A 21,430-nucleotide genomic window follows, 5' to 3' on the forward strand; every position below is an offset into this window, starting at 1 on the left:
CTTGCTGCGCCCGTCCGTTGATCACAGCGGGCGGGCGCAGCCCACCGGCTTCGGCCCGCCGAGCTGGACGTACAGGGCTGTCGACGCGGGACAGTCGGCACGCTTCTCGACCGCCGACGTCACCTTGTACTCGGGCGACTTCTCGCCCTTGCCGTCGCACGCCGTCTCACGGACCTCGCCCTCGCCCGCGCTGTAGACGCAGTCGCCGACGATCGTGCGCGGGCCTCCGCCGCCGCCCGGGTCGCCGGGGTGCGGCTTCTGCAGATTGCGCATACAGGCGTAGCCCTGCGGGACCGCGCCGTCGCCGTCCTCGTCCGCGGACGGTTTCTGCTCGCTGATGTGCAGCACGAAGTCCGTGGTGTCGGGGCACGCCGGACCTTCGCTCTGCTTGCCGTCATGGCGCGCCACGACCCGCGCCGCCGCCCGCTCACTGGTGCACGGCACCTCGGTGAATGACGTGCGCCCGAACGAACTGCACTCGTCCACCCCGAGGAACTGCGCCCCGTACCCGGCGGTCCGCGTAGGCGTCACCTGCTCGCTTTCGCCGAGCCGGCCCTCCCCGGAATCCGCGGATCCCGAAAGCCGCTCGCACCCGGTAAGCGCCGCCACGATCACCAGCAGCGCGCACACCACCCACCCACACCGTGCCTTGTGCATGACTGCTCCCCCCGATACCCCCGCCCAGCGTGACCCGCCACAGCGGGCCCACGCCAGACGTACAGGGTGCTTTGCGTCTTTTGGAGGCTGTGTGTCGGGTGTGCGCCGTACGTGGCGTACGGCGGACTGTACAGCCGTACGTCATCTGATGTCGGACTAGGGGCTGGTAACTCAGCCCGTGGACTGACTAGTGCCTAGTAACTCAGCCCGTGCCCGATCGGATACAGCACCCGATCCGGATCGTCCGCCCACTGCACCGGCACCGGCAGCCTGCCCGCCGGATCGACACGGCCCGCGATCACCCGGGCCGCGGCGCGCAGTTCGACATCGGTCCAGGAGTACGTCGCCAAGTAAGACTGAACAGCGGGTAGTTGGGCCACGTCGTACGGGTTGCGGACGGCGACTGCGACCACCGGGCGGCCGGTCGCGAGCAGCTCGCCCACGAGCGTCTTCTGGGAGCTGGTCGCCGTGACGTTGTACGTGCCGACGACCACCGCGTCCGCGTCCCGCGCCGTCGCCACGGCCTGCGCGATGGTCGCCGCGGAGGGGGCCGTACCGGTGGACAGCGCGGTGGCGGTGAAGCCCAACTCCCTGAGCGCACCCGCGAGTACGGTCGTCGGCGGCCCGGTGGTCCCGGACGGCGAGGCGGGATCGGCGCCGACGACGAGCACCTTCGGGTGCGTACGGCGCGAAAGCGGCAGCAGGCCACCCGAGTTGACCAGCAGCGTCGTCGTACCGTCGGCGATCCGGTCGGCCGCCCTGAGGTGCGCCGGGATGCCGACGGTGCGGTCGACGCCGCGAGGGGAGACGTACGGGTCCTTCAGCAGCCCCAGCTTGGCCTTCAGCCGGAGGATGCGCAGGATCGACTCGTCGAGGCGGGCCTCGGTCAGCTCGCCGCCGCGAACGGCCGTCAGGACCGCGTTCCAGGCGAGGGCCGGCTTCGGCGGGTTGAGCAGCTGGTCGACACCGGCCTTGAGGGCGAGCACCGGCACCCGGTCGTCGCCGTACTTCGTGCGGACGCCCTCCATGCCGAGCGAGTCCGTCACCACCACCCCGTCGTAGCCGAGCCGTTCGCGCAGGATGCCGGTGAGGATCGGGCGGGAGAGCGTGGCCGGGTCGCCGGAGGGATCGAGCGCGGGGACCATGATGTGCGCAGTCATGATCGAGTCGATACCGGCGGCGATCGCGGCCCTGAAGGGCGGTGCGTCCAGCTCGGCCCACTGCGCCTCGGTGTGCTCGATGACCGGGAAACCGTAGTGGCTGTCGGTCTCGGTGTCGCCGTGCCCCGGGAAGTGCTTGGCCGTGGCGGCCACCCGGGAGCTCTGGTAGCCCTTCACCTGGGCGGCGACCAGGGCGGCCACGGCCTGCGGATCGGCGCCGAAGGAGCGTACGCCGATGACCGGGTTGGCCGGGTTCACGTTCACGTCGGCGACCGGCGCGTAGTCCTGCCGGATGCCCATCGCGCGCAGCTCCGCGCCACCGATCTGCCCGGCCCTGCGGGCGCCGGACCGCGAGCTGCCCGCACCGAGGGCCATCGCGCCCGGCAGGAGGGTCGCGGGCTTGCCGACGCGGGCGACGATGCCGTGCTCCTGGTCGGTGGAGATGAGAACGGGCAGGCCCCGGGGCAGTTCCAGCGAGGCCTTCTGGATGCCGTTGCTGAGGTCCGCGATCTGGTGCGGGTCACGGGTGTTGTGCGCCCAGGCGAAGTAGATGATCCCGCCCACGTGATACTTGGCGATCAGCTCGGCGGCCGTCCGTACGCCGATCTCCTCGAGGTTCGCGTCGATGTCGGCCTGGTCGGGCGCGGTCGCCGAGTGCCCGTACACCCGCATCACGAAGAGCTGGCCGACCTTCTCTTCGAGGGTCATACGGGAGATGAGGGCGCGCAGTTGCCTGTCGTTGCCGTCCGCTCGGGCGGGGGCCTGGCCGATCGCGACGGCCGCCGCCGTGCCCGCCGTGGCGGCGAGCAGCGTACGTCTGGAGGTGCCGGACTTCCTCGTGCGTTCGTACACGTGCGCTCCTTCCGAAGAGGGCTCGAGGGCCCGTGGAGGGGCAAGCATGAAGGAAACTTCCGAGAAGTCACGGATATCCGGGAACTTTCTGCCAGTCAAGACCACGCGGCACAAGAAAAGTCCGGTACGGCACAGCGCCCCTGAAAGGAGGCCGCAGGCCTTCCTTCAGGGGCGCGGGGAACTGCGCGACCAGCCACAACGGACCCGCGGGTTCATACCGTGCTTCCAGCGGCCAGCGGAGGGGCCGCCATCGGCGCAGTTGGAGGGGGGCGCGCCGATGGCGGCATGCTGCCGGCCGCAGGCGGTTGGAGAGGGTAGGTCAGCGATCGCAGCCAGCAGCGAGGGCCGACACCGCACCGCGGAGACTCATCCGGCAGCCTGCGGATTGGACGAGGGGTGGCGGGGATGGGTTCCCCGGATCGGGCCGATTCCCGGAAATTGGTACGGGAACGCACCACCGTGCCCGAGGAGGTTGCTGCGGCACTGTTTTGGGCCGGAGCGCCGCAGCCAACCTGTGAACCCGCCGAACTCGCCGATCAGCGCTTCTTGTTGTACGTCGCCGTCACCTCGACCTCCACGAGCCACCCCGGCACGGCCAGCGAGGCGACCTCCATCGTCGCCCGCGCCGGGCGGGCCTTGTTGGCGAGCAACGGCGGCTTGGGGGCCGAGGTGCCCATGGGCACCGGCACGACCTGGAGCGACTTCAGGTCGATGTTCGCGAAGTACTGCCGGTACGCGCGGTTCCAGCCCGCGTAGTCCGCGATCTCGGCACCCGGCGGCTTCATCAGATAGGCCTTCATCGTGATGACGTCGGCCGGTTTCACGCCCGCGGTCTCGAGGTTGGTCTTGATGTTGCGGAGCACGACGAGCGCCTGCGCCTCGGTGATCGTGACGCCCTGCGCCCCTTCGGTGAGGGCGGGGTCGGTGTAGCGCTCGGGTGTGCCCTCGGGCGCGGCCGGGTTCAGCGCGGACGGACCGAGACCGCTGCTCTGGTAGACGGCGACCTCCCCGCCCGTCGCCACGCCGTTCGCGATGGCCGGGTTGGACTGCCCCTCGGGCAGCATGACCCGTACCTCCTTCGGGCCCGGCGACCACCAGCCCTTGGCGCCGGCCACTGTCGCGGAGCCGGTCAGCAGCGCCCCGGTCAGGGCCGTACCGACGACAATCTTCGTACGCCGCTTCATCCCGCCATCACCCTCTCGTGGATCCCGGTCACGACCTTGCGTGCCGAGGTGAACGCTCCGTGCTGCCAGGCGATGACATGGCTGAGCCAGTCGCCGGCGAAGTAGACATGTCCCGCGGGCTGGTTGAGCAGCCTGTACTCGGGGCCGGTCTGCGAGGGCCAGCCGACCCAGCCGGCCTCGATGTGGGGCGTGCGGTGCCAGGCGACGCTGAAGGACTGGTCGAGTTCGGTGCGGTACTTGTCGCCGTGGATCTTCACGCCCCGGCTCACCGCCCGCTTCAGCCGCTCGGCGTGCGGCAGATCGCCGTACGCGACAGCGTTGTCACCGAAGTTGTAGTAGCCGATGAGCGTGCCGCGGCGGCCCTGATAGCCGTACGACGGGTACCAGATGGTGGCCAGGTCCGTGTCGGTCGGCGTGATGCCGCCGTAGATGTGCTCGTCCGTCTCCCACCAGCGGCTGCGGTACTCGAGCCCGATCTTGCCGACGGGGGTCGCTGTGGGGTACTTCAGCGCTGCCGTGACGTCTGCGCCCAGGTTGTGCTTGACCCGGGCCATGACCATCGGCGGGATCGCCGCCACGACGAAGTCGGCGCGGCGGGTGCGGATACGGCCCTCGGCGTCCTCGTACGTGACCTCGGCGCCGTCCGGAAGGTTCTTCACCTCCATCGCCTTGGCGCCGTAGGTGATCCGGTCCTGGCCGATGGCCTTGGCGAGCGCGTACGGGATCGCGTCCATCCCGCCCACCGGCTGGAACATCAGCATCGCCTGGTCGTAGCCGAACTCGAAGGAGAAGCGCTGCCCGACGCCGCTCGCGACCACGTCCGACAGGGAGGGCACCGGGCCGAGCACCGTGCCCTCCTCGAAGCCCGCGCCCGGCTCGACCGAGTAGCCGCGACGGTCGCTGCCGGTGTACGCGAAGCCGTCCGCCCTGCCCTTGATGGCGCCGAAGTTCTGCAGGAACGCGATGAGGCCTTCCTTGTCGGCGGCGGTGAGTTCCCGGTCCAGGGCGCCCTGGTCGGTGGCCTTGGCGAGCAACTCGGAGACGTAGCCGTAGACATCGGCCTTCGCCGTGCGCCAGCGGACCGGCTTGCCCGCGAGGGCGGCGCTCTTCTCGTGGTAGATGTACGCGTTGGCGTTCTGGTTGGTGAACACCTCGAGAGGAACGCCGAGTTCGCGGCAGTACTCGAGCGTGACGTGGGACTGCGGCAGCCGGGCCGGGCCCGCGTTCATGTACTGGCCCCTGGAGAACGCACCCTTCTGCGTACGCCCGTCCAGATCGGTCAGCGTGGTACCGCCGCGGACCGTCCAGTTGCGTCCGCCCGGGCGGTCCTTGGCCTCCAGGATCCGGCAGTCGTAGCCCGCCTTGCCCAGCTCGTACGCCGTCGCCAGGCCGGCTATGCCACCGCCGAGCACGAGGACCTTCTTACGGCTCCGCCCGGTGAGTTCGAAGTCACCGCTCCGGGGCGCCCGGTACGCCTCGGCCCGAGCCTCCGGGACCGGCGCGAGCCCCAGGGCCCCCATCGCCGAGTACAGCATTCCGGCGCCGCCCGCGATCCCGACGGATCTCAGGAAGCCGCGGCGAGATGCCTCTGCAACCATCCAATTCCTCCTCGCCCGCAGCCCACGGCCCTGGCGGGCCGAGGCCACATCGTTGGATCAACCCGGCCCGGTGGGGGGTGAGTTGCGGGTGAGGCCGGAGTGCTCCTTGAGCCTCCGTCAGGGGTGTTACAGGGCTATACCAATGAGGTATCCACGAGGGTTGTGCGCGCGGTGGCGACGAGGCAGAACCCGTACAGGAGCACCAGTTGGAATGGACGACGCGAACGCGTACGTCAGCGGTTGAGGTCGAAGACCGGGACTCCGTACCCCTCGTAGGCTTTCGGGGTGACCGTGGCGACCAGCGCGTCCGCGCCCCAGTCGGGGAGATGGCGCACGGCGTGGACGGCCGCGGCGATGCCTGGCGGGACCCCGTTCCTGCGTAGCTGCGCGACGGCCAGCGTGGCCGAGTAGTCCAGGTCGACGGTGTGGATCACTTCGAGCTGGCCGACGTGCTCGGCGATACCGAGATACTCCGCGTCGGCTTCGAGGATCGACAGGACCGGCGCCCACAGCCGGGTCTCGGGCTCGAAGTGCGCCCGGTGGATCAGCGCTGACACCTGACGGTTTCCCGACAGGGCGAGCAGCGTGGGGGTGTCGAGGACGAGATGGTGCTGGATCACGCGGCCGCGCCGCCCTGCTGCCGCACGAAAGAGTCTCGCAGCCTGCGGCCCATCGCCGCGCTCTCCTCGTCTGTGACCTCGACTCCGAAGTGCTCGGCCAGATACTCGCGTGTCCGCTCCGCCCGCTCGCGCCGCTCCTCATCGGTGAGCGTGCTCTCGGCGAACTCCTGGACCAGAGACCGGATCGACGTCCCACGGGACTCGGCGATCACTGCAAGGCGGTTCCGCACCTCGGCGGGCACGCGGATCATGGCGTCAGACATGGCATGAGTATACGTCCGCGTATACGCACCGTGGGCCACCCGTATTTTTTCGGTCAGCGCTTTTACGCCGACTCGTTGAGCAACCGCGCCAGATGCTCCCGGCCGGGCCTCAGCAACTCCTCAAGCGGGGCGGCGGTCTCGTACCAGCGCTTCTCGTACTCCCAGCACAGCCAACCGTCCCAGCCCTCGCGGGAGAGGAGTTCCACGCACTCGGTGAGGGGGAGGACGCCCGAGCCGAGCGGCAGCGGGGTGGTGTCGTCGGCCGAGGCGATGTCCTTGACCTGGACATAGCCGAGGTAGGGGGAGAGAGCCGCATACGTCGACGAGGGCTGTTCACCGCCGAGCCAGGTGTGCATGACGTCCCAGAGGGCGCCGACGCGGGGGTGGCCGACGAGGCCGAGGACACGGATGGCGTCCGCGCCGGTGCGGTGCGAGTCGTGGGTCTCCAGGAGGATGCGTACGCCCAGGTCGGCGGCGTACTCCGCGGCCGTGCCCAGACGCCGCGCGGCCGTCGCGTCCGCCTCCCTGGGGCTCTGGTCGGTGCCGCCGCCGGGGAAGACGCGGATGAAGGGGGCGCCCAGGTCGCGGGCCAGCTCCAGGAGTTCGCGGATCTCCTGGAGTACGGGTTCGTCGTCGCCCGGTGCGGCCACGCGCGCGTACCCCGCAAGGCCCAGGATCTCGACGCCCGCCCCCTTGAACTCGGCGGCCACGTCGGCCCGCCGGCTCAGGTCTATGCCGGGATGGACCGGCTCCTCGGGGTGCGCGCGCAGCTCGACACCGTGGTAGCCGTGCGTGGCCGCGAGCCGCACCACGTCGGAGATGGGGAGTCCGGGAACGCCGAGAGTGGAGAAGGCCAGCTTCATGCTGCGGACCCTACCTGTCGCCCCCGCATGCTGGGCAGAGTCAGTCCTGTGTGCCGTGCAGGTCCAGGCGCCAGTCCTGGCCGACCAGGTCCACTCCGAAGGAGCGGTGCGGTTTCTCGGCGAGGAGGACGAAGCCGTGGCGCTGGTAGATCTTGCGGGCCGCCGTCAGTACGTCATTCGTCCACAGGACCATTTCGCGATAGCCGACGCCCCGCGCGAACTCGATGCAGGCGCGCACGAGTTGATCGCCGATACCAAGGCCGCGCGCGTCCGGTTCGACGAGGAGGAGCCGCAGACGTGCGGCTCCCGGCGCCTCGTCCCGTACGCACATCACGCAGCCCACCGCGCGACCGTCCAGCTCCGCGATCCACACCCGCTCCAGATGCGGGTCGTGATCCTCCGCGAAGTCCGCGACGATACGGGCGACCAAGCCCTCGTAGTCCGCGTTCCACCCATGCTCGGCGGCATACAGCGCGGCATTGCGCTCAACGATCCAACCGAGGTCGCCGGGTCCGGGGTCGCGCAGGACGACGTCCTCGCGGCGCGGCGGCCGGCCGTCGGACAGCACGTCCCGGATCGTGCGCATCGCCTCGGTCAGGCGGGGCCGGTCGTCCGCCGGAACGGTGGCCAGCAGCGAACCGACCGCTTCCCGCGAACGCTCGTCCAGCAGATCGGCCGCCTCGCGCCCGCGCGCGGTGAGCGTGATGCGACGGCGCCGGGTGTCCGTCTCGGACGGCGCGCGCTCGATCAGCCCGTCCTGCTCGAACTTCGCCAGGATGCGGCTCAAGTACCCGGCGTCCAACGACAGTTCACCACGCAGATCGGCGGCGTCCGTACGGGGTGAGTGCGCGAGTTCGTACAGCACCCGAGCCTCGGTCAGCGTGTACGGGGCGTACAACTGGCGGCTGTAGTCCAGCGCGCCGATGACGTTCGTGTAGAAGCGGTTGAACGAGCGGATGTCCTGGATGGTCATGGGCCGACCTCGAGATGGTTGACTCAGTCAGAGATATCGCCACTCCGAGGTTAGGGCGAGTCCGGCTCCCCGTCCATGGGCCGGGCTCAGCCGCGCTGGCCTCCGGCGGTTGGGCGGGGTCGCCTACCGGGAGAGTGGGTTCGGTTCATGGGCGACTGCGGGTCCGTCGTGGCGGGTCGCTCCCCCACTCTCGGCTTCGCTCGAGCGGGGGGACCCCCATCGCGGCGGAGCCGCACATCGATACAGCCCCGCGCCCCTGAAGGGGCGCTCCCGGAACCGCCAGCCACCACGTGCCCGCACTCTCCCACCGGCGGGAGGGGCCGTGGGCCGGTGCGTCGTATGCCCGTCGCGTAGGTTCGGTCTCGGAGAACCAGGACCCTGTACCAGCAAAGGGCCGTACGCCCACCCTGCGACGGGCTGACGCACCGGCCCACGGCCCCGCCCCACCCACCGGACCCAAAGGGGCGCGGGGAACGGCGCGACCAGCCACCCACCAACCCGCACCCGCAGTTGCGAACCGCATCAACCCTTGGGCACCCCAGTGGACCCTCGCACCATCAACTCCCCCCGCACCGTCACAATCCCCCCCTCCGGCGCCTCCTCCCGCCCCATAGCGATCCGCCCGGCCAGGGCCCCCGCCTCCGACAGCGGCAGCCGCACCGTCGTCAGTGCGGGCACCGCATCGACGCTGAACGGCAGGTCGTCGAACCCGACGACCGAGACGTCCTCGGGGATACGGAGCCCCGAGTCGCGCAGAGCGGCACACGCGCCGAGCGCGACGGTGTCGTTCGCCGCGACGATGGCCGTCAACGACGACTCGCGGCGCAGGAGTTCGAGGGTCACCTCGTAACCCGCCCCGCGGTCGTAGCGGCCGTGGACGGTCCACGCGGGGTTGTCGGGTATGCCGTGCGCGGCGAGCGCGGCCCGGTGGCCTTCGAGGCGGTGGCGGGTCGTGGTCCGCTCCTCGGGGCCCGCGATGTAGCCCATGCGGCGATGGCCGAGTTCGATCAGGTGCTCGGTGAGCTCCCGGCCGCCGCCGCGGTTGTCGAACGTGAGCGCCACCGCGTCGGTGTCGGCCGGTGCGGGCGGACGCCCGCACAGCACCACCCGGGTCCCCGCGTCCGCCAGCTTGCGCAGCTTCGTCGCGACGGCCGTCGCGTGCGCGGTGTTCTCGACGGCGCCACCGGTCAGTACGACCGCGGCGGCGCGTTGGCGCTGAAGGAGCGTGAGATAGGTGAGTTCGCGCTCCGGGGAGCCGCCCGTGTTGCAGACGACGCCCAGCCGCTCCCCGCCCGCGCGCCCGCCCGGCCCGCCGATCTCGGACTGGATCGCCGCCGCCATGATCCCGAAGAAGGGGTCGGCGATGTCGTTGACCAGGATCCCGACCAGGTCGGAGGTGGCGGCGGCCAGCGCGCTCGCCGGGCCGTTCAGTACGTAGTCCAGCTCGTCCACGGCCCGCAGTACCCGCTCCCGCGTCGTTGCCGCCACGGGGTAGTTGCCGTTCAGCACACGGGACACGGTGGCGGGCGAGACCTGCGCGCGAGCCGCCACGTCCGCCAGGGTCACGGTCATCTATCGTCCTCCGGTCAGGCCTCTACGTATGTACATCCCGCACACGACCGCATGTCTCGCATATCTCACCACCGCACGGTCTTGTCCGATCCGCTGCACAGAGGCTAGCTTCTCATCACATAGAAAGCGCTTGCTGTAACGCTCACCTGTTCACCTGTGGGGCGTACGCGGCGCAGGACGCGTACGAAGGGAATGACGTGACACGCAAGACGGTGCGCATCGCGATGAACGGCGTGACGGGACGCATGGGCTACCGCCAGCATCTCGTCCGCTCCATCCTCGCCCTGCGCGAACAGGGCGGCCTCGATATGGGCGACGGCACCGTGCTGTGGCCCGAGCCGGTGCTCGTCGGCCGCCGTGAGTACGCGCTGAAGGCGCTCGCGGACCAGCACGGCATCGAGCACTGGTCCACCAGCCTCGACGCCGTACTCGAGGACCCGGCCGTCGACATCTACTTCGACGCGCAGGTCACCTCCGCCCGCGAGGACGCGATCAAGAAGGCCATCGAGGCCGGCAAGCACATCTACACCGAGAAGCCGACCGCGACCGGCCTCGACGGCGCCCTGGAGCTCGCCCGGCTGGCCAATGCCAAGGGCATCAAGCACGGCGTGGTCCAGGACAAGCTTTTCCTCCCCGGCCTGCTCAAGCTCAAGCGCCTCATCGACGGCGGCTTCTTCGGACGGATCCTGTCCATCCGCGGCGAGTTCGGCTACTGGGTCTTCGAGGGCGACTGGCAGTCCGCCCAGCGCCCGTCCTGGAACTACCGCTCCGAGGACGGCGGCGGCATCGTCGTCGACATGTTCCCGCACTGGGAGTACGTACTCCACGAGCTGTTCGGCCGCGTCAAGTCCGTACAGGCGCTGACCGCGACCCACATCCCGCAGCGCTGGGACGAGCAGGGCAAGCCGTACGCCGCGACGGCCGACGACGCCGCGTACGGCATCTTCGAGCTGGAGAACGGCGCCATCGCCCAGATCAACTCCTCCTGGACCGTACGCGTCAACCGTGACGAGCTGGTGGAGTTCCAGGTCGACGGAACCGAGGGCTCGGCGGTCGCCGGCCTGCGCAACTGCCGTGCCCAGCACCGCAGTTCGACCCCGAAGCCGGTCTGGAACCCGGACATTCCCGCCACCGAGGTCTTCCGCGACCAGTGGCAGGAGGTCCCCGACAACGTCGAGTTCGACAACGGTTTCAAGGCGCAGTGGGAGCTGTTCCTCAAGCACGTGTACGCCGACGCGCCGTACCACTGGGACCTCCTGGCCGGCGCCCGCGGCGTCCAGCTCGCCGAACTGGGCCTGAAGTCCTCGGCCGAGGGCCGCCGTTTCGACGTACCGGAGATCTCGCTGTGACGATCCAACTGCCCGGTGCGAATGGGGTGTTGAGGTCCTACACGCCGCGCACGGAACCGCTCGCCCTCACCACGGGCGCCCCGTTCAGCTCCCGTACGGTCTTCTCCGCCGCGCACGTCGTGGCCGACCCGTACGCCGACGTGTCCCCCGACTCGCCCGCAGCCGTCGACTGGGACGCCACCCTCGCCTTCCGCCGCCACCTGTGGTCGCACGGGCTCGGCGTAGCGGAGGCGATGGACACGGCTCAGCGGGGGATGGGCCTGGACTGGGCGGGTGCGGCGGAGCTGATCCGCCGCTCGGCCGCCGAGGCGAAGGCCGTCGGCGGGCTGATCGCGTGCGGGGTGGGCACGGACCAGATGGCCGCGGGCTCCTTGGCGGAGGTCCGGGCCGCGTACGAGGAGCAGCTCGCGCTCGTGGAGGGGACGGGCGCGCAGGCGATCCTCATGGCGTCGCGGGCGCTGGCGGCGGTGGCGTCCGGTCCCGAGGACTACTTGGAGGTGTACGGGCATCTCCTTCGCCAGGCCTCCGAACCCGTGATCCTGCACTGGCTGGGCCCGATGTTCGACCCGGCCCTGGAGGGCTACTGGGGTTCGTCCGACCTGGACGCCGCGACCGACACCTTCCTGGAGGTCATCGCCGCGCACCCCGACAAGGTCGACGGCATCAAGGTCTCCCTCCTGGACGCCCAGCGGGAGATCGACCTGCGCCGCCGCCTGCCGAAGGGAGTCCGCTGCTACACGGGCGACGACTTCAACTACCCCGAACTCATCGCGGGCGACGACCACGGCTTCAGCCACGCCCTCCTCGGCATCTTCGACCCGCTGGGCCCACTGGCGGCAGAAGCCGTCCGGGTCCTCGACACGGGCGACGTGAAGAGCTTCCGCGAACTCCTCGATCCCACGGTCGAGTTGTCCCGCCACCTCTTCCAGACCCCGACCCGCTTCTACAAGACGGGCGTGGTCTTCCTGGCCTGGCTCGCGGGCCACCAGTCGCACTTCACGATGGTCGGCGGCCTCCAGTCGGCCCGCTCACTCCCGCACTTCGCCCGCGCGTACGAACTGGCCGACGGGCTTGGGCTGTTCCCGGACCCGGCGCTGGCTGCTGCGCGGATGAAGAACCTGCTGTCGCTGTACGGAGTGGAACAGTGAGCGAATCGGTGCCTGCCCTGTCGCGTTTTTCCATCAACCAGATGACGGTCAAGCAGCTGTCGCTGCCCGAACTGGTCGACGCCTGCCTGGAGTTGGGCGTCCCGGGCGTCGGCCTGTGGCGCGAGCCGGTCCAGTCGTACGGCGTGGAGGCGACCGCCAAGCTGATCGGCGAGGCGGGTCTCGCCGTGACGACGTTGTGCCGGGGCGGCTTCTTCACGGCGATCGACCCGGACGAGCGGGCGAAGGCGCTGGACGACAACAGGGCTGCCATCGACGAGGCGGCCACCCTCGGCACGGGCACCCTGGTCCTGGTCTCGGGCGGCCTCCCGGCGGGCTCGAAGGACCTGCACGGCGCGCGGGAACGCATCGCGGACGCACTGGCCGAGCTGGGCCCGTACGCGGCCGAGCGGGGAGTGCGGTTGGCCATCGAGCCGCTGCACCCGATGTTCGCCTCGGACCGCTGCGTCGTCTCCACCCTCACCCAGGCCCTGGACCTCGCGGAACGCTTCCCCGCGGAACAGGTGGGCGTAACGGTCGACACGTACCACATCTGGTGGGACGACCAGGCCCCCGCGCAGATCGCCCGCGCAGGAGCCGGAGGCCGCATCCACACCTTCCAACTGGCCGACTGGACCACCCCGCTCCCCGAGGGCGTCCTCACCGGCCGCGGCCAGATCGGCGACGGCGCGATCGACATGCGGGAGTGGAAGGGGTACGTCGAGGCGGCGGGCTACACCGGCCCCATCGAGGTCGAGCTCTTCAACGACGGGTTGTGGGCACGGGACGGCCGCGAGGTGCTGGCGGAGACGGCGGCGCGGTTCGTGGAGCACGCCACGTAAGGGGTGTGCGTGGACTGACGCGCGTGGGGCGCCCTACGAGGGAAGGGGCGCCCCACGTGACGTCCACTGCCGATGGCTGCTCCTTGCGGTGGATAACCTGCCTGCATGGTTGCGGGCGAGGGGGTCGATCGCATCGGTGCGGAGCCTGACGGCCGGGGCTGGGGTGCGACGCGGGCCTGGGTGGAGAAGGAGCTGTCGGCGGTAGAGCGCATCGATGGTGTGGTGCCGTTGCGTGGCGGGTGGACTTCGGAGATGCGGCGCTTGGACGTTTACGGGCCGGGCGGTCGGCGTTCGCTGGTTCTGCGGTCCTTCGTCAAGCCCTTCTTCGTGCGGCACGCGGAGGGGCTGCTGAGCCGCGAGGCGGGCGTTCTGCGTCTGCTCGGCGATACGGACGTGCCCGCGGCCACGCTGGTGGCCGTCGATGCGACGGCGCAGTTCTGCGATCACCCCTCCTTGCTGATGTCCCTGCTGCCGGGGGCCGTGTGCCTCGGTGATGAGGGGGCGGACCGGCGTTCCGAGCTGCTGGCCCGTCAGTTGCTGCGTATCCACAGGCTGCCGGTGACCGCGGAGGAACGGCCCCGGGCCTATCAGGCGTGGACATCTCCCGAGCGTGTGCACCCGCCCGGGGACACCGAGCGGCCTGAGCTGTGGCAACGGGCCGTTGACGTCATCCGCCGCGAGCCGCCGGAGTACCGGGCCTGCTTTCTGCACAGGGACTTCCATCCCGGCAACGTCCTCTTCACGGGCAACGGCAGCGGCGAGGGTCTGCGGATCAGCGGCGTAGTCGACTGGGTGGAGACCTCCTGGGGACCGGCCGACCTGGACGTGGCCCACTGCTCCACGGCCCTGGCGCTGCTCCACGGCGTGCCTGCGGGCATTCGCTTCGCCGACCGCTACGTCGCCGCGGGAGGGACGCTGTCCGAAGACCCCGCCGACCACCTCTACTGGCGGCTGCTGGACACGCTGGCCTTCGCTCCGGACGCCGAGAAGGTCGCCGCCCCCTGGCGTGAACTGGGCCGCACCGATCTGACCCCACCCCTGCTGACCAGTCGGCTGGAGGGTTACGTCCAGGCCATGTTCGACCGTTACGGAGTGGACCCCCAGTAGGGACGGTCCTGCGCGTCAACCAGGCCCGGAACAAGGACCGCCGCACTCCCGACAAGCACGTGTGGCACTGCTCTGTACGCGCCGCACCCCGGGACCGCATCGTCAGAGACGAGGAGTGGGCCAGCGTCGCCCGCCGCGTCGTGGCCGCCACCGGCATCGCGCCCGACGATGACCCGGATGGCTGTCGGTGGGTCGCCGTGCGCCACGCCGGTGACCACATCCACATCGCCGCCACCAAGGTCCGAGGCGATCTGCGACTGGCCCGCCACTGGAACGACTACCTAACCGCCGACAAGGAACTCGTCGCCATAGAGAAGGAATACGGACTCCAGCAAGACGTCTGCGGTACCGCACCGCCGCTCAGCGGCCCACCCGCGCCGAGCAGGAGAAAGCCCACCGCACCGGCCAGCAGATGACGGGGGGTGGTATCACCACTGATTCCCAAGCCGAGGTACTAGCCGCCACGCCAGCGCGAGTTATCGCGCTCACCTGGCCTTCGCTGAGGACTGCCGGCGCCGATGGCTAACCGGTTCCTCTTCCTTCGCCTCGGGCTCTTCTTCCTCCTCTTCCTCCGCCTCGGGCTCTTCTTCCTCTTCCTCTTCCTCTTCGAATTCGTCCTCGGCCTGCTCTTCGCCCTGCTCCTCCTCGTCCGCGGCCTCCTCGCCGCGCACTTCCTCATCGCTGCGCACCACCTCGCCGTCGCGCACCTCGCCCCGCCACCCATCGACCTCCTCGGGGTGCAGAAGTACCTGGCTCATGGCGTGCCGGCGGAAGTGCTTCAGTTCGAGCCGTGCCCTGCGGCCCTGGGCACGCCAGACGTTCCCGGTCTGCTCGAACATGCCCTGCGGGTGGTACTGCAGAACCAGCAGGATCCTGGTGAGGTGCGGCTCGACCTCATGGAAGGTCACCGCCCCGTCGACATGGCCCTTGTCACCCTTCGACTCCCAGACGATCAGTTCGTCCGGCACCTGCTTGATGACGGTCGCCTTCCACTTGCGGTGAGAGAGGAAGATCTGCGCCTTCCAGTTCGTTACCGTCTCGGATTCCTGCTCGACGTCCTCCACCTTCTTCATGAAGCTGGGGAAGTCCTCGAGCTGCGTCCACTGGTTGTAGGCGTCGGAGACGGGAAGGCCCACATCGATCTGTTCAACGATGTTGACGACCTTGAGCTTCTTTTTCTTGTCACCGCCGGACAGCGTCTCCTTGATCTTGTCCTTCGCATGGGAAATGGCGCCGCCAACGGCGGACTTCAGGAAGTGCTTGCCCCCCGCGAGCGCCAATTTGGATTTGAGACCGCCACCCAGTCCCCCGCCGTGAGCCAGATCCTGGACCTTGTCCGTCATATTGGCGACTGCTCGCTCTCCGAGGGCGGCGAGGAGGTTCTGCGCTTCTTCCAGCAATCGGTCGGTAGGCAGTTCTTTGGTCAACGTGCCCAGGCCGCCCGAAGTCTGATCGTCCGTTCGTTCAGCCATACGTCATCACCCTCGGCCTCGCTGTGCGGACCCGCCACTACCGGACGACCCGGAACTCGCGGTCCTGCGACTACTGGCGGTCTTGCGGCTCGTGCTCTTACTGTTGCTCCCGCTGGTCTTCTTCTTGTCCGCAGCGGGACGAGTGGCCGGCGTCCTCGTACGGCCATTGCCGCTGGGGGCCCGGGTCCGCGCAGAGCGCCCCCACTCCCGCTGCTTGGCCTCCTCGGCCGGCTCTTCCTTCTCTTCTTCCTCGCCCGGCTCCTCTTTCTCTTCTTCCTCGTCGCGGGGCTCCTCCGCCTCCAGTCCGGCGCGAAGCGACGAGGCTCGTCGTTGCATCCGGTCGCTCAATGAATCGATGCGACTGCCGGCCGCAGCCACGGCGGCAGTCTTGCCCGCCGACAGCAACTCGTCGCGCAAAGTCTGCGTGAGTTTGTTGATCTCGGGGGACTTCAGGAGTTTCGTCCCCACCTCGCCGCCAGGACGGAGGCGACTGCCCGCCGCCATGCCGGCAAGTGCCAGCGCCCACCGCGTCTTGTGCGAGCGTCCGAGGAAGTAGGCGCTGGCGATGGATAGTGCTACCTGGCCGTTCTTCATGATCTCTGTCTCCTCCTGCATCGAATCGATGCACTGCCGGAGACCCCGCACTCGCGTCGGATCGTTTCAGACTCTGGCCACGTGTGTGCGAGGTCTTCCCGAGGCGTCCCGAATCTCGTCCTGCCACCTCCCGGCCCCTGCCCACAGGAGGCATACTTACATCCAATTATCCAGCATTAGACGCATTTGTCGTATACAGATCCACAGGGGCCCTCACGTCGCGTGGATCGCCGGGCTGGCGGACAGGCCCCTCCACGGCAGGTCGGGCCTGCCGCCACACCTGGCGCGGTTCCACCTGGCCGGCGAGCCAGTACCAGCAGCGCCGCCGTGGCCGGGCTTTTTCAGCGGGCCGGGCGCCGAGGCGAGCGCCACATGGAGCGGGCCGCCAGGTAGAGCAGATCGGCGATGAGGAGTAGTACGCCGACGGACATCAGGTAGAGCATGCCGTCGACGGCCGCGCCGATGGCGACCAGAGCGATTCCGGCGATGAGCAGGGTCAGGAAGAGGACCATGACGGTGCGCCAGGCAACGTGCGGCTTGTCCGATCCTCTGCATGCCAAGACGTTCGGGTTCCAGGAATCCGGGACGCCTCGCAGCCCGTACCCCCATGGGGGCTTCGGCCCAGGGGATCTTAGGCGGTCCGTTGGGCGCGGTGGCGGGCTTCCCGGAGTCGGACCTTCGACGGGAGGCGGTCCAGGCCGGCCGAGTCTCGTGCGTGTGCGAGCGTTTCCCGGCTCAGTCGCCCCAGGGTCCGCGCTGGATCCGCGTGAGGCTCCAGCAACAGCCGCACGCGTGCGGTGGGAGCAGTACGTCGGCCCGTCAGCCGTACATGAGCCCGCGAGACCCCGTCCAGGGCCTGCGCCTCTTCCTCGATCACGTCCTCCAGCGTGCGGCCGTTGAGTCGGGCCGCCGCGCCGTCTTCGCTGTCGACGAGGACCCGGCCCAGGCGGTGTCTGCGCTGTGCGAGGAGCCACCACAGCAGCAGGGCCAGCAGCACGGCGAGCACCGCGATGACGGTCGGCCACCACCAGCCTTCTTCCCGCCACCGAGTGCGTCCCTCGGTGCCCAGCACCACATCGTCCGGCCCACGGAAGGGCCACCAGCCCGGCATGCCGAAACCCCAGCGGCGCTGCAGATCCAGCCCGCCCAGCAGCACGCCGCCGCCCAGGGCGAACAGTCCAAGGCCGAGAAGCCCCAGCAGCACCCGGTTCACTGTCTTGAGCATCAGGGTCACCTCAGCCCTTCTTCGGGCGCCGGACGTGCACGGTCAGCGTGGGTTGCCGGGCGAGACCCAAGGACGTCACGGCTTCCCCCAGCGTGGCGTCCAGGTCCGCGCGGACCTCCTCGAGATCGCGGAAATGTGCCCGTGCCCGGGCTTTGACCTTCCGGCGGCCGACAGCGACCCGTGCCGACTGGACACCGGGCACCTGCATGGCCCGGTCGCGCAGAGCCAGGGCGGCCGCGCGGCGATCGAGCCCGGCGCGGACCCCCTCTGTCCCGGGGATACCGGTGGGCTGCCGCATGGGCAGCAGCCTGCGCAGTCCCGGCGTCACCGCCAGCAGGAAAAGCCCCAGGCCGAGGGCCATCGCCAATGCGGCCCCGACGATCATCCAGATGTCATCCAGGGGCCGTGTGGCCAGTTCCTCAGCGAGCCGCCGCCGCCAGCGCATCGCAGACCGGCCTGCCCGCACCGAGGCCACGTCGTACAGGAGCAATCCAACGGCCGCGGCGGACAGCAGGGCCACCAAGGCCGCGGGAATCCGCCGCGCCGACCAGAAACGGCGCGCCGACCGGCCTGATTCATCGATCCCCGCCGTCGCGCCCGCCCCCGGGGTGCCATCGGCGGACGGAGCTGCCTGTCCGGAATCGGAGGGAAGGTCGCTGTCACCGGTCGGCTGCCGCCAGGTGTTCGCGCTCATCTCACCCTCTCCTGGTCCGTGTGCCGCGAATGCACCGAGTGCAGTCTCTCGACCGACACCGCGAGGTCGGACACGTCCATGCCGGCCCATGTCCTGAGCCGTTCGGTGACCTCCCGGCGCACCGCGGCGCCCTGCGCCCCGATGTCGGACGGATAGCCGAGCTCGACGGTGATGAGCATCCGTACCTCGCCGAGCACCGCCTGCCGTCTGGCGGCAGACTCGGCGTCTCGTCCTGCGGTATTCCGCTCCGGTGCCCGCCGCACGGCTGTGGTCACGCGTGGCGTTCGGCGGCCGGGTGGTACGCGGTCGGCCGACTCGGTGAACCGGCTCAGCGCCTCGCGCGCCACCTGGGAAGCGATCTTCGCAACGACCCGGTCGGCGACGGTGATCGCACCCCGCTCCCCGCGGGGGATGCCCGGACGCCGATCGGCTTCACCGGTCACCGCAGCCAGTCTCCCCGAGCCCGTCGCCGGTCATCGCGGATCCGCTCCTGCCGGTCTCGGCGGCGGACGAAGTCGCCCGGTTCGAGATCACCTTCCATGAACCGCCCGACCACGAGACCGACGACGCCCAGCCCCAGCACCAGCAGGAAAGCCCAGAAGTCACCGAAATACGCGGCGAAACCCAGCGCCATTCCAGCTATCAAGCCCACCACGGCCCTGCTCATCACGCGCTCCTTCACTCAAGCGGGCTGCTCCGCCCCGGCTACTGGATCCGCTGCCGCTCTTCCCCTTCCTCCTCCTCGTCGGGCAGCTTCACGTCGCTGACCATGATGTTGACTTCCACGACTTCCCGACCCGCCATCCGCTCCACTGCGGAGATCACGTTCTCCCGCACCGCACCGGCCACGTCCGTGATCGAGACGCCGTAGTCGACGACGATCTCCAGATCGATGGCCGCCTGCAGCTCTCCGACCTCGACACTGACCCCGCGCGTGACGGACCTGTCACTACCGGCGCCAGGCATCCGCTCCCGCACGGCTCCCATCGAGCGCGCGAATCCACTGCCCAGGGCATGGACGCCGAGCACGTCCCGTGCCGCCATTCCGGCGATCTTCTCCACCACCACATCGGCGATGGTCGTCCGGCCGCGAGAACCGGGCGCACCGCCATGCCTTACGCCGGTGTTCTCAGTCATCAGGTCATTTCTCCCTCAAGAGCCCATTTTGTAGCCTTTGTTCATATTATATTCGTGTTAGCAGTTTTGCCCGATATGCGGACTGTGAGGCGGGGTGGTCCAACGAGTGGCCCGAGCGTCCCTGCCCGGAGCCCTCACGGAACACTCCGGGCGCAGTGCGGCGGGAAGAGAACCGCGGCCATGGAAGAAAGAGGTGAGAGGCCGGTGACCGAGGCGTGGACGCAGGCAGTACGGCACCAGCTCGACCTGGGCCGGCTGCTCCCGCTCGGCGGGCCCGACGACGGGATATGGATCACCGAGCAAGCGGCCGTCCGGGCCCTCGGGCGCGCTGCCGCTGAGATTCCCGGTGTTCGACTGGGGTCTCTGCGCATCGGGTCGGCACCGCTCGAGCCCGTGTCCGAGCCGGCCGTCCGTCCGCCGGCCAGCGCGCTACCGCCTGGCCCGCTCAGGATCGAAGCCGCCTTCACAGCATCCCTCGGGCAGCCGCTGCCTGAGACCACCGACCAGTTGAGGAGCGCACTGCTCAACGCGGCCGCTGAACGGCTCGGCCTGGCCACCGTGACAGCTGATCTGCGCGTCACGGATCTCCATGAGGGCCCGGAGACAGGCGTGAAGTCGCGGACCACAGCGAGAGCCATGAGGCGCGCGCCGGAAGCCGCAGCCGCGCGAAGCTCGCCCCCGGTGACCGGAACAGGATCCATGAGGGGGCCCGTCGGGGAACTGGCGGACATCGCGACGGATGTTCCGGGCGTCGCCCGCCTCGCCGCCGTGCTGGGAAGCCGCCCGGTCAAGGTGGTGGACCATGACGATCCACCCGGTCGCCACATCGAGGTTCAGCTCGCGGTCGCCCCCGGACACCATCCACTGGAAGTCGCCCGCGCCGTCCGGGACGCCGTAGCCGACGCAGCCACCACTGACACCCCGGACCCGGTCACCGCCGCCGTCCTCATCACAGAAACCGCGGCCTAGCCAGGCGTCAACGGCAGCTCGACACGTTGGGCCTGATCCGGTCCCTTTTCTCCGGCCTGCCCTCGGCGCAGACCACACTGCGGCCACCGCCTGGCCGAACGCACAGACACCCGCCTAGGCCTTGCCATTTCTACTGTCGGCGCCTCAGCACTCTCCGGATCAGCAGGAAGGCCGCAATGGCGATCAGGGCAATCCCCATGAGGATCACGATTACCCCGACGGCGACCAGGACCGTCCCAAGCAGGATCAAGATTGTCCCGATGATGAGAAGAAACATCGCGAGGACGGTCACGGTCGCCTCCTGTCCCCCCTCCGACTCCCTCTGGCCCCCTATCGCAAACATTTCCGGATAAATCAGCCATTTTACCGCCCCCGGCGGTGCCCGCCTGCTGGGGTCCGGCCCATTCACCGGCCGGCCTCGGTTCTGCCATGAGAGCGCGCGGACCGCTCCAGAAGCCCTGCCTGTCCTGTCACGGCGTGAGACCTGCCTGGCAGGGAACCCGCATTCAGACAAAGGGCCTGCGTTGCCGCTGGCAGACGAAGCTGGCAGACGAAGCAGACGTCTTCCTTGCTCCGCGGTCGCGCGATGCGCATCCCGCAGTGGCGGAAGCGCATCCCTACCTGCGGCCCGGTCTCGGCGGCTCCCGAGGCGGCGCCGAGCCATCTGGCCTCCTTCGGAGAGAGTTTCACCATCATGACCAGAAACATCACGGCTTGCCCTGATAGCACTCGCATTGTGGGCACCGCCAGCGCGGCACTGGCTCTTCTCGCCGCCCTGCCGTGTGCGCTGCGCTCCCACCTCGCCCCCCAACACGCTTTCCAAGTCTGTTGGTGGGGGCGAGCGCTGCTGCCGTCGGCGTTCACCTCCGGTCATAGCCGTGCCACTGCAGATGTCGACAGCTGGGGCCTCGGTCTTAACCGCAGTGAACCCGTCTGAATGAGACGGAAACTGAGACGACCGTGTTCCTGGCTCGATCGTGCGGGATTCAGCCTGAGGCAACGCTACGGCGGTGAGCCGGCGCGTCTGTAGAAGCGCCTGAGCGATGCGTGAGCGGACGGCGTGAGACGAGCCGTCACACGCTGATCCTTGCCCCCATGCCACGAGGCCCTGATCAGGCAGAACAACGCCACGCGGCACAGTCAGACACACCACC

At 69.4% G+C, this 21,430-nt stretch carries 23 protein-coding genes and 1 pseudogene; 6 read left to right on the forward strand and 18 right to left on the reverse strand.

Going from position 1 to position 21,430, the window contains the following annotated elements; all coding sequences use genetic code 11:
* Positions 1 to 21 precede the first annotated feature (21 nt).
* From ACYVO6_RS05235 to ACYVO6_RS05275, 9 genes are all read right to left on the reverse strand, one after another.
* Positions 22 to 657, reverse strand: a complete 636-nt coding sequence (locus tag ACYVO6_RS05235; RefSeq protein ID WP_461057725.1) for a hypothetical protein — start codon at positions 655 to 657, stop codon at positions 22 to 24.
* A 194-nt stretch (positions 658 to 851) separates the two neighbouring features.
* Positions 852 to 2,717, reverse strand: a complete 1,866-nt coding sequence (locus tag ACYVO6_RS05240) for a glycoside hydrolase family 3 protein (RefSeq protein WP_461057727.1) — start codon at positions 2,715 to 2,717, stop codon at positions 852 to 854.
* 488 nt (positions 2,718 to 3,205) lie between these two features.
* A complete protein-coding gene (locus tag ACYVO6_RS05245) occupies positions 3,206 to 3,853 on the reverse strand; it encodes a Rid family hydrolase (RefSeq protein ID WP_461057729.1) in 648 nt (215 codons plus the stop codon).
* Positions 3,850 to 5,451: a flavin monoamine oxidase family protein gene (locus tag ACYVO6_RS05250; RefSeq protein WP_461057731.1), complete on the reverse strand. Its 1,602-nt coding sequence runs from the start codon at positions 5,449 to 5,451 to the stop codon at positions 3,850 to 3,852. The genes ACYVO6_RS05245 and ACYVO6_RS05250 overlap by 4 nt, the downstream gene beginning before the upstream one ends.
* Positions 5,452 to 5,684: 233 nt before the next feature.
* Positions 5,685 to 6,071, reverse strand: a complete 387-nt coding sequence (locus tag ACYVO6_RS05255; protein WP_461057733.1) for a PIN domain-containing protein — start codon at positions 6,069 to 6,071, stop codon at positions 5,685 to 5,687.
* Positions 6,068 to 6,334 carry a hypothetical protein gene (locus tag ACYVO6_RS05260; protein ID WP_461057734.1) on the reverse strand — a complete coding sequence of 89 codons (267 nt, stop codon included), beginning with the start codon at positions 6,332 to 6,334 and terminating at the stop codon, positions 6,068 to 6,070. Before ACYVO6_RS05260 ends, ACYVO6_RS05255 begins: the two co-directional genes overlap by 4 nt.
* A gap of 62 nt (positions 6,335 to 6,396) precedes the next feature.
* The gene (locus tag ACYVO6_RS05265; protein WP_461057736.1) at positions 6,397 to 7,197 is read right to left on the reverse strand and encodes a sugar phosphate isomerase/epimerase family protein; all 801 of its coding nucleotides are present in this window, start codon (positions 7,195 to 7,197) and stop codon (positions 6,397 to 6,399) included.
* Between the two features lie 40 nt (positions 7,198 to 7,237).
* The gene (locus ACYVO6_RS05270; RefSeq protein ID WP_461057738.1) at positions 7,238 to 8,170 is read right to left on the reverse strand and encodes a bifunctional helix-turn-helix transcriptional regulator/GNAT family N-acetyltransferase; all 933 of its coding nucleotides are present in this window, start codon (positions 8,168 to 8,170) and stop codon (positions 7,238 to 7,240) included.
* A gap of 522 nt (positions 8,171 to 8,692) precedes the next feature.
* The gene (locus ACYVO6_RS05275) at positions 8,693 to 9,742 is read right to left on the reverse strand and encodes a LacI family DNA-binding transcriptional regulator (RefSeq protein ID WP_461057740.1); all 1,050 of its coding nucleotides are present in this window, start codon (positions 9,740 to 9,742) and stop codon (positions 8,693 to 8,695) included.
* A 197-nt stretch (positions 9,743 to 9,939) separates the two neighbouring features.
* Here ACYVO6_RS05275 and ACYVO6_RS05280 point away from each other — a divergent pair, with 197 nt between their 5' ends.
* From ACYVO6_RS05280 to ACYVO6_RS05300, 5 genes and pseudogenes are all read left to right on the forward strand, one after another.
* Entirely contained in the window at positions 9,940 to 11,091 is a 1,152-nt protein-coding gene (locus ACYVO6_RS05280) for a Gfo/Idh/MocA family protein (protein ID WP_461057742.1), read from the forward strand.
* On the forward strand, positions 11,088 to 12,239 hold the full coding sequence (locus ACYVO6_RS05285; protein WP_461057744.1) for a dihydrodipicolinate synthase family protein: 1,152 nt from the start codon (positions 11,088 to 11,090) through the stop codon (positions 12,237 to 12,239). The genes ACYVO6_RS05280 and ACYVO6_RS05285 overlap by 4 nt, the downstream gene beginning before the upstream one ends.
* A 41-nt stretch (positions 12,240 to 12,280) precedes the next feature.
* Positions 12,281 to 13,078 (forward strand): sugar phosphate isomerase/epimerase family protein, encoded by a 798-nt coding sequence (locus ACYVO6_RS05290; RefSeq protein WP_461057746.1) that lies wholly within the window; start codon positions 12,281 to 12,283, stop codon positions 13,076 to 13,078.
* Between the two features lie 105 nt (positions 13,079 to 13,183).
* Positions 13,184 to 14,185, forward strand: coding sequence for a phosphotransferase family protein (locus ACYVO6_RS05295; RefSeq protein ID WP_461057748.1), 1,002 nt, complete (start codon positions 13,184 to 13,186; stop codon positions 14,183 to 14,185).
* An 8-nt stretch (positions 14,186 to 14,193) separates the two neighbouring features.
* Positions 14,194 to 14,603: pseudogene (locus ACYVO6_RS05300) on the forward strand (relaxase/mobilization nuclease domain-containing protein); the annotation flags it as partial.
* Between the two features lie 67 nt (positions 14,604 to 14,670).
* On the opposite strand, the gene ACYVO6_RS05305 reads toward ACYVO6_RS05300, so the two are convergent.
* From ACYVO6_RS05305 to ACYVO6_RS05340, 8 genes are all read right to left on the reverse strand, one after another.
* Positions 14,671 to 15,657: an SRPBCC family protein gene (locus ACYVO6_RS05305; protein WP_461057750.1), complete on the reverse strand. Its 987-nt coding sequence runs from the start codon at positions 15,655 to 15,657 to the stop codon at positions 14,671 to 14,673.
* A gap of 6 nt (positions 15,658 to 15,663) precedes the next feature.
* Positions 15,664 to 16,251 carry a hypothetical protein gene (locus ACYVO6_RS05310; protein WP_461057752.1) on the reverse strand — a complete coding sequence of 196 codons (588 nt, stop codon included), beginning with the start codon at positions 16,249 to 16,251 and terminating at the stop codon, positions 15,664 to 15,666.
* Positions 16,252 to 16,592: 341 nt separating this feature from the next.
* Entirely contained in the window at positions 16,593 to 16,811 is a 219-nt protein-coding gene (locus ACYVO6_RS05315) for a hypothetical protein (RefSeq protein ID WP_461057754.1), read from the reverse strand.
* 71 nt (positions 16,812 to 16,882) lie between these two features.
* Entirely contained in the window at positions 16,883 to 17,476 is a 594-nt protein-coding gene (gene amaP / locus ACYVO6_RS05320) for an alkaline shock response membrane anchor protein AmaP (protein ID WP_461057756.1), read from the reverse strand.
* A 10-nt stretch (positions 17,477 to 17,486) separates the two neighbouring features.
* Positions 17,487 to 18,170 carry a DUF6286 domain-containing protein gene (locus ACYVO6_RS05325; protein WP_461057758.1) on the reverse strand — a complete coding sequence of 228 codons (684 nt, stop codon included), beginning with the start codon at positions 18,168 to 18,170 and terminating at the stop codon, positions 17,487 to 17,489.
* Positions 18,167 to 18,613 (reverse strand): Asp23/Gls24 family envelope stress response protein, encoded by a 447-nt coding sequence (locus tag ACYVO6_RS05330; RefSeq protein ID WP_461057760.1) that lies wholly within the window; start codon positions 18,611 to 18,613, stop codon positions 18,167 to 18,169. The genes ACYVO6_RS05325 and ACYVO6_RS05330 overlap by 4 nt, the downstream gene beginning before the upstream one ends.
* On the reverse strand, positions 18,610 to 18,837 hold the full coding sequence (locus tag ACYVO6_RS05335; RefSeq protein ID WP_461057762.1) for a hypothetical protein: 228 nt from the start codon (positions 18,835 to 18,837) through the stop codon (positions 18,610 to 18,612). Before ACYVO6_RS05335 ends, ACYVO6_RS05330 begins: the two co-directional genes overlap by 4 nt.
* A gap of 38 nt (positions 18,838 to 18,875) precedes the next feature.
* Positions 18,876 to 19,307: an Asp23/Gls24 family envelope stress response protein gene (locus ACYVO6_RS05340; RefSeq protein ID WP_461057764.1), complete on the reverse strand. Its 432-nt coding sequence runs from the start codon at positions 19,305 to 19,307 to the stop codon at positions 18,876 to 18,878.
* Positions 19,308 to 19,511: 204 nt separating this feature from the next.
* Here ACYVO6_RS05340 and ACYVO6_RS05345 point away from each other — a divergent pair, with 204 nt between their 5' ends.
* Positions 19,512 to 20,276, forward strand: coding sequence for a hypothetical protein (locus ACYVO6_RS05345; protein WP_461057766.1), 765 nt, complete (start codon positions 19,512 to 19,514; stop codon positions 20,274 to 20,276).
* A 130-nt stretch (positions 20,277 to 20,406) separates the two neighbouring features.
* Here ACYVO6_RS05345 and ACYVO6_RS05350 read toward each other — a convergent pair whose 3' ends face one another.
* Positions 20,407 to 20,568, reverse strand: a complete 162-nt coding sequence (locus ACYVO6_RS05350; RefSeq protein ID WP_461057768.1) for a hypothetical protein — start codon at positions 20,566 to 20,568, stop codon at positions 20,407 to 20,409.
* Positions 20,569 to 21,430 lie beyond the last annotated feature (862 nt).

The sequence above is a fragment of the Streptomyces pseudoechinosporeus genome (assembly GCF_054783935.1).